The sequence below is a fragment of the Sphingomonas sp. CCH15-F11 genome (assembly GCF_001557005.1).
Taxonomy (GTDB): domain Bacteria; phylum Pseudomonadota; class Alphaproteobacteria; order Sphingomonadales; family Sphingomonadaceae; genus Sphingomonas.
Genome location: NZ_LSKG01000160.1, coordinates 54,638 through 66,816, shown reverse-complemented (window position 1 = coordinate 66,816; position 12,179 = coordinate 54,638). Strand labels below are relative to the sequence as shown.

Here is a 12,179-nt window from a genome sequence, read left to right as displayed (position 1 = left end):
ACCCGCCCCCGACGTCGAAGCCGCCGCGCTGTCACCGTCGGTGCGCCGCGCGGTGCTCGAATTCGGCGTCGACCCCGCGACGGTGAAGGGCACCGGCAAGGACGGCCGCATCACCAAGGAAGACGTGGTTGCCGCCGCTTCGGGCAAGGCGGACGCACCCGCCCCCGCGCCCAGCCCGTCGCCCGCGCCGGCACCCGCCGCTGCCGCTGCCGCTGCCGGCGACCGCCGCGAGGAGCGCGTGCGCATGACGCGGCTGCGCCAGACCGTCGCCAAGCGACTGAAGGATGCGCAGGACACCGCCGCGCTGCTCACCACCTTCAACGATGTCGACATGACCGCGGTCATGGAGGCGCGCAGCCGCTACAAGGATCTGTTCGAGAAGAAACACGGCGTGCGGCTCGGCTTCATGGGCTTTTTCGTGAAGGCGGCGTGCCAGGCGCTCAAGGACATTCCCGCCGTCAACGCACGGATCGACGGCGAAGAGATCGTCTATCACGACTATGCCGACATCTCGGTCGCGGTCAGTGCGCCGCAGGGCCTGGTCGTGCCGGTGATCCGCAATGCCGACCGGATGTCGGTCGCCGAGGTCGAGCGCACGATCGGCGACTTCGGCAAGCGCGCCAAGGACGGTACGCTCAAGATGGAGGAGATGAAGGGCGGCACCTTTACCATCTCCAATGGCGGGGTGTTCGGATCGCTGATGTCGACCCCGATCATCAACCCGCCGCAGAGCGCCGTGCTGGGCCTCCACCGGATCGAGGACCGCCCGGTCGTCCGCGACGGCCAGGTGGTGGTGCGCCCGATGATGTATCTCGCGCTCAGCTATGACCATCGCCTGATCGACGGCCGCGAAGCCGTGACGTTCCTGGTCGCGCTGAAGAACGCGATCGAGGATCCGACCCGTCTGCTGATCGACCTGTAATCGTCCCGCGCCGTCCCTATGTTCCGGGCGACGAATGGAGCTGAAAATGGCTGAGTATGACTATGACGTCCTGGTAATCGGCTCAGGCCCCGGCGGTTATGTCGCGGCGATCCGGGCGGCGCAGCTGGGCCTCAGGACCGCGTGCGCGGAATCGCGGGAGACGCTGGGCGGCACCTGCCTCAATGTCGGCTGCATTCCGTCGAAGGCGCTGCTGCACGCCTCCGAACTGTTCGAGGAAGCGGCGGGCGGCAAGCTCGCCAAGCTGGGGGTGAAGTTCGACAAGGTCAGCCTCGATCTCGACGCGATGCATGCGCAGCGGCTGGAGGCGGTCAAGGGCCTGACCGGCGGCATCGAATTTCTGTTCAAGAAGAACAAGGTCACCTGGCTCAAGGGTCGCGCCGCATTCGAGGATGCGCACACGGTGAAGGTGGCCGACCAGACGGTAACGGCGAAGCACATCGTCATCGCCACCGGGTCCAGCGTCACCCCGCTGCCCGGCGTCACCGTCGACCAGCAGGCCGTGGTCGATTCGACCGGCGCGCTCGAATTGCCCAAGGTGCCCGAACATCTGGTCGTCATCGGCGGCGGCGTGATCGGGCTCGAGCTGGGCAGCGTGTGGAAACGGCTGGGTGCCAGGGTGACGGTCGTCGAATATCTCGACCAGATCCTGCCCGGCTTCGACGGCGACGTCCGCAAGGAATCGCTCAAGCTGTTCAAGAAACAGGGCATCGAGTTCAAGACCGGCACCAAGGTGACCGGGGTCGAGGTGAACGACGGCAAGGCGACCGTGACCGTCGAGCCCGCTGCCGGAGGTGCGGCGGAAACGCTGACCGCCGACAATGTCCTCGTGTCGATCGGCCGGCGTCCGAACACGGATGGCCTGGCGCTCGACAAGGCCGGGCTGAGCGTCAACGCGCGCGGCCAGGTCGAGGTCGATCACCATTTCAAGACCGCCGTCGACGGCATCTGGGCGATCGGCGATGTCGTGCCCGGCCCGATGCTCGCGCACAAGGCGGAGGATGAGGGGATCGCGGTCGCCGAGAACATCGCCGGGCTGCACGGCATCGTGAACCACGACCTCATTCCCTCGGTCGTCTATACCATGCCCGAAATCGCAGGCGTCGGCCTGACCGAGGAAGCGGCGAAGGAGCGCGGCGAGGTCAAGGTCGGCAAGTTCCCGATGGCGGGCAACAGCCGCGCCAAGACCAATCACGAGCCCGACGGGTTCGTGAAGGTGATCGCCGACGCCGCCACCGACAAGGTGCTGGGCGTGTGGATCATCACCAGCGTTGCCGGCACGATGATCGCCCAGGCGACCCAGGCGATGGAATTCGGCGCGACCGCCGAGGACATCGCGCTCACGTGTCACGCCCACCCGACCCATCCGGAGGCGCTGAAGGAAGCGGCGATGGCGGTGACGGGCAAGCCGATCCACATCTGATCTCGGCGGACGGGCCGGGGGGGGTCGAGCATGCGGCAACTCGCGCGCTGGTCCGGCTCGGCTGGCTGACGGGCGTTCCGCTGATCCTGTGGACCGCGACCGGACTGTTCATGGTCGCGCGAACGATCGACGAGGTCCGCGGCGCGCATCTGCGCCGCGGTCCGCCCGCGCTTCCCGCCGATCTGCGCCCGATCGCGCCGCGGATGAATGGCGGCGACGTGTCCCGGGTCGACCTAGTCATGCGCGCCGATCGGCGGCCGGTCTGGATCATGCGCTTTGCCGACGGGCGGCTCCGCACCGTCGATCCGCGCACCGGCACAGTCCTGCAACGGGTCGCTGGCGACGACGCGCGCGCGATCGCGATCGCGGCGCTGCGCGCACCCGCGCTGGTCCGGGACGTGACGCGCTTTGCCGCCAGCGATGCGCCGCTCGAACTTCGCCGCGCCCGGCCGGCATGGCGGGTGCGCTTCGCCGACGGCATCCATGTCTATGTCGACGCGGACAGCGGCGAGGTGCTGGCGGTCCGCAGCGCGCAGTGGCGCTGGTTCGACCTGATGTGGGGCCTGCACATCATGGACCTGCAGGGGCGCGAAAATTCGAGCCATCCGCTGCTGATCGGTTTTGCCGCGCTGGGGTTGGCCGGATCGCTGCTCGGCACGGCGCTGATGTTCCGGCGGCGGCGCGCGGCGCCGCGCCCGATCAGTCCGCCCTGACCGGCACGCCGCGGCGTTCGAGCTCGCGGCGCAGCACCGCGCTTTCGGGCAGCAGGCGGCTCGACACCGCGATCCGGCGCGCATCGCGCAGCACCAGCGTGACGTCGACGCCGTCGGTCCAGCGGGTCAACGCCACATGGTCGATTGTCGCCAGCCGGATCGTCTGCCGGCTTCGGCGGTCGATCAGGGCCAGCCCGGCCGCGTCGATGTCGATCCCCGTCACCGGGTTGACGATCAGCATGCGCAGCGCCTCGGCCGCGGCGGCCACCATCGGCAAATAAAGGAACCAGGGCGCGCGGGTCGTCGCGGTCAGTGCGATCGCGCCCAGCGATGCGACGAGCGCGATGCCCGCCAACGGCGATCGCCCGTTGCGACGAAACCGGAAGTCCCCGTCAGCGGCCATGCGTTGCGGATACGCCCGCCCGGTAAATCGACGGTTGACGCGATGCACGTCCGTTTCGGCGTTGCGCGAAACGGGCTAGAGCCCTGGCGATGACCCCGACCGAGCTGCCCATCGCGCCCTTCCTGCCTTGGCTCGACGCCTTTGGGATCGCGATGTTCGCCGCCACCGGCGCGCTGGCCGCCGCGCGCCAGGGGCAGACACTGGTCACCGCCAGCTTCTTTGCCCTCGTCACCGGGGTCGGCGGCGGCACGGTGCGCGACCTGTTGATCGGTGCGCCGGTGTTCTGGGTGCAGGATCCGGCGATTGCCGCGATCTGCCTGGGCGTCGCGCTGCTCATCTGGGTGACGCCCGAACGCTGGTGGGCGGGCCAGGTGCTCGACTGGCTCGATGCCTTTGGCCTTGCCGCCTATGCGGTCTTCGGCGCAGCGAAATCGCTGGGCATGGGGGTACCGCCGGTTCCCGCAATGCTGATGGGGGTCATCACTGCATGCGTCGGCGGGATCATCCGCGACGTGCTGGCCGGCCAGCCGTCGATCCTGATGCGCCCCGAGCTCTATGTGACCGCCGCCGCGCTTGCGTCCGCGTTGTTCGTCGGGCTGAGCGCGCTCGGCGCGCCGGGGGCGCTGGCCGCACCGGTCGCCGCGCTGGCGGGGTTCGCCCTGCGCGGTGCGGCGATCCGCTATCGCCTGCGCCTGCCCGCCTATCGCGGCAAGCGCTGATCAGAGCCGAACGAGCAACGTCGCGCTGATGACATGGTTGGTCCGGTCGCGCCCGGACCGGAACACGTGCTGGACGAGATAGCCCGGCTCAAGCCGCAGGCGCGGCGACAGCGGGAAGTTGACGCCGGCAAAGCCGCGCAGCTGGTCGATGCCGTCGCGCACGCCCCAATCGGTCGCGTTCAGATTGACGAAGCCCTCCGTCTGCACGACCGCAAAGGTCGGACGGCCGGCTGCCAGCGGGATCTGGCCGCGGATTAGCTGGCGAAACCGCCATCCCGTGCGATCCGCGCCTTCCCGCATCCGCTGTTCCAGCCGGCTGCGCGACAACAGCCGCACCGATCCGTCCGCGCCGCGCAACGCCGCGAACTGGATCTGCTGCCACAACCGGTGCTCGTTGCTCACACGTCCGCCCTCGGGATCGGTGCGGATATAGGCATAGCCGGCGATCGCATGGGCATCGGGCGCGATCCGAGCGCCGATGCCGGGGCGCACGATGATCTGGCTGCCGCCGCCAAAATCATCGGTCAGCCGCCCCTGAGCCTCCAGCCACAGAAACAGGTCGCCGCGCACCGGCCCCTGAGCCAGCACCGTGGTCCACAGCTGGCCGTCGTCGTCCGCCAGGGCCGGGCTGGCGATGCCGAAGGCACCGACACATGCAGCGGCGGTACACAGGCGGTGACTCATAAGACGGGCGCGAGGCACGGCGTCTCTCCTACGCCAGTCGATCAGGCGCGGACCAGCCCGACCTCGCGAAACGGCCGTGGCTCGACCGGTGGGATCGTCGCGTCGTTCAGTTCGCGCTGCCAAAAGCCGACATCGATCCACTGGCCCAGCTTGAAGCCGATCTCGCGGATCACGCCCGCGCGGCGATAGCCGACCGATTCGTGCAGCGTGATCGCCGAATCATTGGGCAGCGAGAGCACCGCCACCGCCTGGGTAAAGCCCTGCGCCCGCAACGTGTCGATCAGCGCCTCGAACAGGATGCGGCCCGCCCCGCGCTTCTGATGGTCGCCGAGCACGTAGATCGACGTCTCGACGATGTAGCGATAGGCCGGACGGTCGCGGAACCGGCAGGCAAAGGCATAGCCGACGACATTGCTTTCCGCGCCGTCGCCATGGGTCACGACCAGCCACGGATAGAAGCCCTCGCTCACCGTCATGCGCTGGCGCATCGTGTCGGCATCGGGCGGCTGGGTTTCGAACGACACATGTCCGCCCAGCACGAACGGGGCGTAGATGCCCGCGATCGCCGCGGCATCGGCGGGCGTCGCGACGCGAATGTCGAGCATTACAGGCCCTTTTCGATGATCATGCGCGCCAGGGCCCGGTCCTCGGCACGCGGAACCGCAGGCGCCAGCGCTGCGCATTCCAGGCAGCGCGCCTGCACCGCGCCGCGCGCGTTGAGCAGGCCGCGCATGTCGCCGAGCGCGCGCGCGAACACCGCGCGGCGTTCAGCGGCCAGCCGCGACATCAGGTCGGTTTCGGTCTCGTCGGTCTTCTCGTCGTCGTCGCGCGCGAGCAGTTCGGCGAACTGCGCCTCCCAGCCGGGTTCCTTTTCCAGATAGAGCGCGTGGACCTTGGCCGGGTCCAGCTTGGCGCGGCGGGCGGCCTCGGCGATCGCATCGTCGATGCCGCCGAAGCGGTCGACCAGCTTCAACTGGCGTGCGGTGCCGCCATCCCATACCCGGCCCTGGCCGATTTCATCGACCCGCTCGACCGGCAGCTTGCGCGACTGCGCGACCAAGCCGACGAACCGGCGATAGCCCTGCTCGATCGAGGATTGCAGGATGCGATCGATCGTCGCGTTGGTCCCGTCGAGCACGTCGGGCTGGCCGGTGAGCGGCGTCGTCTGCACGCCATCGGCATTGACGCCGATCTTGGCGAGCGTCCCTTCAAAGGTCGGCAGCACGCCGAAAATCCCGATCGATCCGGTGATCGTGTTGGGTTCGGCAAAGATCACGTCGCCGGGCGTCGACACCCAATAGCCGCCGCTCGCCGCCAGCCCGCCCATCGACACGACGACCGGCAGGCCGCGGCGCTTGGCCTCCAGGATCGCCTGGCGCATCTGTTCGGACGCGAGCACCGATCCGCCGGGCGAATCGACGCGCACGACCAATGCCTTGAGCTTCTTTTCGGCGAGCCCTTTGAGCAGCAGCTGGCTGACGGTGTCGCCGCCGGCCGTGCCCTGCCCGCTCTCGCCCCCAACGATTTCGCCGGCAATGGTGATGACGCCGATCGCATCGCCCGTGGTCGGCGCCGGATTGGCGGCGATCCAGTTCTTCAGCCGGATCTCGCGATAGCTGCCGGGCAGCGCGCCCTTCTTCGTCGATGCGCCCGCAATCGCCGCGACGCGCTTGCCGAACGCCAGCCGGTCGCCGAGCTTGTCGACGATCCCGGCGGCCAGATTGGCCTTGGCGATATCGCCGTTGGCAGCGAGCACGGCAGTGTCGGGCTGCGCGACATAGCGCGCCAGGTCGGCCTTCGGCCGGGCCTTCTTCACCATCTCGACCCATTGGCCGAACAGCGCGCCGTACAGCGCGGTATCGGCTTGCTTCGCCGCCGGCGACGCTTCGTTCAGCACGTAGGGCTCGACGGCTGACTTGTAGGTGCCGACGCGGTAGACATGGGCGTTGACGCCCAGCCGGTCGAGCAGCCCCTTGTAATAGAGGCGCGACCCGCCCGGCCCGGCAAACAGCGCGCCGCCGAATGGATCGACCCAGATTTCGCTGGCATGCGCGGCGAGCGCATAGCTGGAGTCCGAATAGGCGGTCGCAAAGGCGAGCACGGGCTTGCCGCTGGCGCGCACCCGGCCGATCGCCTCGCCCAGCGTGCCGACCGTGGCGGGATAACCGCCGAGAAAACGATCGAGGTCGAGGACGACCGCCTTGACCCGGCCATCGTCCTTCGCCTTGTCGAGTGCGCGGACCAGATCGCGCAGCCGGTGCTGGGTCAGCACTTCGCCGCCGCCCAGCGCGGCAAAGGGATCGACCTCGTCGGGCTGTTCGACGACGGTACCGCTCAAGTCCATCACCAGCGCGCCGTCGGTGATTGCCGCGGGGTTGGGGCGGGCCGACAATGCCGCGAACAGCAGCCCGAAAAACAGGAGCATGAACAACAGGACAAGCCCGTCCTTGATCCCGACCAGCAGTTTCCAGGCGCCCCGAACCAATTTCACGTCTTCGATCTCCTGCGCCGCCCAACCGCGTGCTCGCCGCCCCTGATAGCGGCTTGTGTGATATGGGGGCAATACGCCCGTTGGGGTGTCTGATGCGATCGGTTGCTTTTGGCGCGCCTTTCGGTCACGCCGCGCCGGCCATGCACGCCGCCAGCCTCACCTTGCCGACCGGGGCACCGCCGGCCAGCCAGCGCGCCGAATTCGCCGCGCTGCTGCGGCTCGCCTCGCCGCTGGTCGCGGCCAATCTGCTTCAGGTGGCGGTCTATGCGGTCGATGTGATCTTCGTCGCGCGATTGGGCACCGTTGAATTCGCCGCCGCGACGCTCGGCGTCTATTTCTATGGCACGATCGCGTTTGCACTTGCCGGACTGACCAGCGCGGTCGCGCCGATCATCGCCGCCGAACTCGGCGCGCGCCGCCATGCGGTGCGCGAGGTGCGGCGCAGCTTCCGGATGGGATTGTGGCTGACGGTGCTCGCTGCGCTGCCGATGATCGCGCTGATGCTGTTTGGCGAATCCATCCTGCTCGCGCTGGGGCAGGACCCGGCGGTGGCGCGGCGTTCGGGCGCGTTCCTGGACATTCTGCTCGTCGCGCTCATCCCGTCGACCGCGGCGGGCGTGATGCGGATCACCGCGTCGGCGCTGGGGCGCCAGGGCTGGGTGATGGTCGTCGCGATGCTCGGCCTGGCGATCAGCCTGTTCGCGAACTGGACGCTCGTCTTCGGCAATCTCGGTTTTCCGGCGCTCGGACTGGAGGGATCGGCGCTCGCCAGCGTGATCACCACGATCGCGATGATGCTCGCTTATGCCGTCATCCTGACGGCCGATCCCCGATTGCGGCGCTATCGCCTGTTCGGGCGGTGGTGGCGCAGCGAATGGTCGCGACTGGCGGAACTCGTCAGACTGGGCCTGCCGATCGCGCTGACGATGACGTTCGAAGGCGCGCTGTTCGGCGGCGCGGCCTTCCTGATGGGGCTGTTCGGCGTGGCGGAGGTCGCAGCCCACGCCATCGCGCTCAACATCGCCGCCTTCGCTTTCCAGGTGCCGTTCGGCGTCGCCCAGGCGGCGACGATCCGGGTGGGCATGGGCTATGGCGCGGGCGATGCGCGCTGGATCGCCCGCGCGGGACTGGCCGCCTATGCGCTCGGCATCGGTTTCATGGCGCTGACCGCCGTCACGATGTGGCTGGCGCCGATGTGGATCATCGGCATCTACATCGACACCGGCGATCGCGCGAACGCGACCGTCATCGCGCTGGCGGTCCAGTATCTGGCGATCGCGGCGATGTTCCAGCTCGCCGATGGCGCACAGGCGGTCGCCGCCGGGGTGCTGCGCGGGCTCCAGGACACGCGGGTGCCGATGCTGATCGCGGCGTCGGGCTACTGGATCGCCGGGTTCGGCACCGCGATCCTGCTGGGTTTTGGCCTGGGCTGGGAAGGGGTCGGCGTCTGGACGGGTCTCGCAGTGGGTCTGCTGGCGGTCGCGCTATTGTTGATCTGGCGTTGGCGCGCACGCGCACGGCTCGGCCTGCTGCCGGGTAACCTTGCCGCGCCGACCGACGAAATAGCCATCGGCGCGGCTTGACGACTCACGCGGGCGATCACATATGCCCGTTCGTTAGCACTCGCCGGTGGTGAGTGCTAAACCCGCATTTCACATTCAGAAAGGAATGTTCGCATGAACTTTCGTCCGTTGCACGATCGCGTGCTCGTCCGCCGCGTCGAAGCGGAAGAGAAGACCGCCGGCGGGATCATCATTCCCGACACCGCCAAGGAAAAGCCGCAGGAAGGCGAAGTCGTCGCCGCCGGTTCGGGCGCCAAGTCGGAAGAGGGCAAGGTGACCCCGCTCGACGTCAAGGCCGGCGACCGCATCCTGTTCGGCAAGTGGTCCGGCACCGAGGTCAAGGTCAATGGCGAAGACCTGCTGATCATGAAGGAAAGCGACATCCTGGGCATCGTCGGCTGAGCCGAAAACCCGGGCCATACCCCGCAACTTCCGCAACTTTGATTTTTTGAGGAGTAGCCATCATGGCAGCCAAGGACGTAAAATTCTCGCGCGATGCGCGTGAGCGCATTCTGAAGGGCGTCGACATCCTGGCCGACGCGGTCAAGGTCACGCTGGGTCCGAAGGGCCGCAACGTCGTGATCGACAAGTCGTTCGGTGCGCCCCGCATCACCAAGGACGGCGTGACCGTCGCCAAGGAAATCGAACTCAAGGACAAGTTCGAGAATATGGGCGCGCAGATGGTGCGCGAAGTGGCGTCGAAGACCAACGACATCGCCGGTGACGGCACCACCACCGCGACCGTGCTCGCCCAGGCGATCGTGCGCGAAGGCATGAAGTCGGTCGCCGCCGGCATGAACCCGATGGACCTGAAGCGCGGCATCGACATCGCCGTCACCAAGGTCGTCGAAGACGTGAAGTCGCGTTCGAAGGCCGTTTCCGGCTCGAACGAGATCGCCCAGGTCGGCATCATCTCGGCCAATGGCGACCGTGAAGTCGGCGAGAAGATTGCCGAAGCCATGGAAAAGGTCGGCAAGGAAGGCGTCATCACCGTCGAGGAAGCCAAGGGCCTCGAGTTCGAGCTCGACGTCGTCGAAGGCATGCAGTTCGACCGCGGCTACCTGTCGCCCTATTTCATCACCAACCCGGAAAAGATGGCGGTCGAACTCACCGATCCGTACATCCTGATCCATGAGAAGAAGCTGTCGTCGCTGCAGGCGATGCTGCCGATCCTCGAAGCAGTGGTGCAGTCGGGCCGTCCGCTGCTGATCATCGCCGAGGACATCGAAGGCGAGGCGCTGGCGACCCTGGTCGTCAACAAGCTGCGCGGTGGCCTGAAGGTCGCGGCGGTCAAGGCGCCGGGCTTCGGCGATCGTCGCAAGGCGATGCTGGAAGACATCGCCGTCCTGACCAAGGGCGAAGTCGTCAGCGAAGACCTGGGCATCAAGCTCGAGAACGTGACGCTCGGCATGCTCGGCACCGCCAAGCGCGTGACCATCGACAAGGACAACACCACCATCGTCGATGGCGCGGGTGATGCGGACGCGATCAAGGGCCGCACCGAAGCGATCCGCCAGCAGATCGAAGTCACCACCAGCGACTATGACCGCGAGAAGCTGCAGGAGCGGCTGGCGAAGCTGGCCGGCGGCGTCGCCGTCATCAAGGTCGGCGGTGCGACCGAAGTCGAGGTGAAGGAGCGCAAGGACCGCGTCGACGACGCGCTGCACGCAACCCGCGCAGCGGTCGAGGAAGGCATCGTCCCCGGCGGCGGTACCGCGCTGCTCTATGCCACCAAGGCGCTGGAAGGCCTGAAGGGCGAGAATGAAGACCAGACCCGCGGCATCGACATCGTTCGCAAGTCGCTGACCGCGCTGGTGCGTCAGATCGCCTCGAACGCCGGCCATGACGGCGCGGTGGTCTCGGGCAAGCTGCTCGACCAGAACGACACCTCGTTCGGCTTCAACGCGGCGACCGACACCTATGAAAACCTGGTGGCGGCCGGCGTGATCGACCCGACCAAGGTGGTTCGCACCGCTCTGCAGAACGCGGCGTCGGTCGCGGGCCTGCTCATCACCACGGAAGCGACCGTGGCCGAGCTGCCCGACGACAAGTCGGCGGCGCCGGCGATGCCGGGCGGCATGGGCGGCATGGATTTCTGAGCCTGACGCGGGGCTGGCTGCGTCCAGCCCCAACTGCGTCAGGCCGGACGGCGGACGGGTGGCCTCGCCACCCGCTCCGACCCACGGCATGGCGAAGGCCATGCCGGCCATCCAGGACCAAACAGGAAGGGCCGGGGCGCAATCCCCGGCCCTTCTCTTATGCCCCCGCCGCCTCGCGGCGCAGAAAGTCGACAAATGCCCTGAGCGGCGTCGGCATCAGCCGGCGCTCGGCGAAATAAAGAAACGGCCCCGGAAACGGCGTCGACCAGTCCTCCAGCACCGGCACCAGCCGCCCGGCATCGACCGAGGGCTGGAGATAACCCTCAAAGGTGCCGATCAGCCCCAGCCCCGCCTCCGCCGCTGCGACGAGCAACGGCGTGCGCGATCCGACGAAACGCGTCACCGGTTCGACCTTGAGCAGCTGGCCGTCACGCTCGAATTCCCATTCGGACAGGCGGCCGCTGGCGAAGCGATAGCGCACCGCCTGATGCCGGACGAGATCGGACGGATGCAGCGGCACGCCGTGGCGCGCCAGATAGTCGGGCGACCCCGCAACCATATAGCGATCGGTTCGCGGCCCGATCGGCACCGCGATCATGTCCCGCTCCAGCCGCTCGTCATAGCGCACGCCCGCGTCGAAGCCGCTGCCCATCACATCGACGAAATTGTCGTCGGCGATCACCTCGACCCGGATGTCGGGATAGCGGGCGAGGAAGCGCGTGAGCAGCGATGGCAGGATCAGGTCGGCGACGACGCCGGGCACGTTGAGGCGAAGCAATCCGCGCGGCGTGTCGCGATGGCGGTTGACCCCGTCGATCACCCGCGCGACCTCCGCCAGCGCCGGCTTCAGCCCGGCCAGCAGCTCGGCCCCGGCCTCGGTCGGGGCGACGCTGCGCGTGGTGCGGGTGAGCAGGCGCACGCCCAGCCGCGCTTCCAGCCGTCGTACCGCCGCGCTCATCGTCGAGGCGGAGACGCCGCGCAGCGCCGCCGCGCCGCGAAAGCTGCGCTGCTCGCTCACCAGTGCGAACGCCGCCAGATCGGCGATGTCGAGATCGTCCATTGTGCATCCTGCCGTACAGCCCGTGCGGATTGTGCCGTCTTATCGACGGTCATGCCAGCCGCCATCTTGCGCGCATCGCCCCGAA

The 12,179-nt window shown here is 68.0% G+C and carries 12 protein-coding genes; 7 read left to right on the top strand and 5 right to left on the bottom strand.

What is annotated here, in order from left to right:
- From odhB to AX709_RS16265, 3 genes are all read left to right on the top strand, one after another.
- The coding region (gene odhB / locus AX709_RS16275; RefSeq protein ID WP_066550909.1) for a 2-oxoglutarate dehydrogenase complex dihydrolipoyllysine-residue succinyltransferase at positions 1-922 on the top strand (922 nt) is incomplete at its 5' end.
- 46 nt (positions 923-968) lie between these two features.
- The gene (gene lpdA / locus AX709_RS16270) at positions 969-2,363 is read left to right on the top strand and encodes a dihydrolipoyl dehydrogenase (protein ID WP_066550930.1); all 1,395 of its coding nucleotides are present in this window, start codon (positions 969-971) and stop codon (positions 2,361-2,363) included.
- Complete coding sequence (locus AX709_RS16265) at positions 2,285-3,076, top strand: PepSY domain-containing protein (protein WP_231727557.1); 792 nt, start codon at positions 2,285-2,287, stop codon at positions 3,074-3,076. Before lpdA ends, AX709_RS16265 begins: the two co-directional genes overlap by 79 nt.
- Here AX709_RS16265 and AX709_RS16260 read toward each other — a convergent pair.
- Positions 3,063-3,431: a hypothetical protein gene (locus AX709_RS16260; protein ID WP_156454302.1), complete on the bottom strand. Its 369-nt coding sequence runs from the start codon at positions 3,429-3,431 to the stop codon at positions 3,063-3,065. The genes AX709_RS16265 and AX709_RS16260 overlap by 14 nt on opposite strands.
- Positions 3,432-3,568: 137 nt before the next feature.
- Here AX709_RS16260 and AX709_RS16255 point away from each other — a divergent pair, with 137 nt between their 5' ends.
- Positions 3,569-4,198, top strand: a complete 630-nt coding sequence (locus AX709_RS16255; protein ID WP_066483666.1) for a trimeric intracellular cation channel family protein — start codon at positions 3,569-3,571, stop codon at positions 4,196-4,198.
- Here the strand turns inward: AX709_RS16255 and AX709_RS16250 are convergent, their stop codons facing one another.
- Genes AX709_RS16250 through sppA form a run of 3 tightly spaced genes read right to left on the bottom strand, consistent with a single transcriptional unit; the run spans position 4,199 to position 7,373 of the window.
- Positions 4,199-4,882, bottom strand: coding sequence for a DUF2490 domain-containing protein (locus AX709_RS16250; RefSeq protein WP_066550904.1), 684 nt, complete (start codon positions 4,880-4,882; stop codon positions 4,199-4,201).
- 41 nt (positions 4,883-4,923) lie between these two features.
- On the bottom strand, positions 4,924-5,487 hold the full coding sequence (locus AX709_RS16245; protein ID WP_066550902.1) for a GNAT family N-acetyltransferase: 564 nt from the start codon (positions 5,485-5,487) through the stop codon (positions 4,924-4,926).
- A complete protein-coding gene (gene sppA / locus AX709_RS16240; protein ID WP_066550899.1) occupies positions 5,487-7,373 on the bottom strand; it encodes a signal peptide peptidase SppA in 1,887 nt (628 codons plus the stop codon). The genes AX709_RS16245 and sppA overlap by 1 nt, the downstream gene beginning before the upstream one ends.
- A 92-nt stretch (positions 7,374-7,465) precedes the next feature.
- On the opposite strand from sppA, the gene AX709_RS16235 reads away from it, so the two are divergent.
- The 3 genes from AX709_RS16235 (at position 7,466) to groL (ending at position 11,034) form a co-directional block, all read left to right on the top strand.
- Positions 7,466-8,956 (top strand): MATE family efflux transporter, encoded by a 1,491-nt coding sequence (locus tag AX709_RS16235; RefSeq protein ID WP_231726039.1) that lies wholly within the window; start codon positions 7,466-7,468, stop codon positions 8,954-8,956.
- A gap of 93 nt (positions 8,957-9,049) precedes the next feature.
- Complete coding sequence (gene groES, locus AX709_RS16230; RefSeq protein WP_066483657.1) at positions 9,050-9,337, top strand: co-chaperone GroES; 288 nt, start codon at positions 9,050-9,052, stop codon at positions 9,335-9,337.
- 62 nt (positions 9,338-9,399) lie between these two features.
- The gene (gene groL / locus AX709_RS16225; RefSeq protein WP_066483655.1) at positions 9,400-11,034 is read left to right on the top strand and encodes a chaperonin GroEL; all 1,635 of its coding nucleotides are present in this window, start codon (positions 9,400-9,402) and stop codon (positions 11,032-11,034) included.
- A 157-nt stretch (positions 11,035-11,191) separates the two neighbouring features.
- Here the strand turns inward: groL and AX709_RS16220 are convergent, their stop codons facing one another.
- The gene (locus AX709_RS16220; protein WP_066550897.1) at positions 11,192-12,094 is read right to left on the bottom strand and encodes a LysR family transcriptional regulator; all 903 of its coding nucleotides are present in this window, start codon (positions 12,092-12,094) and stop codon (positions 11,192-11,194) included.
- Positions 12,095-12,179 lie beyond the last annotated feature (85 nt).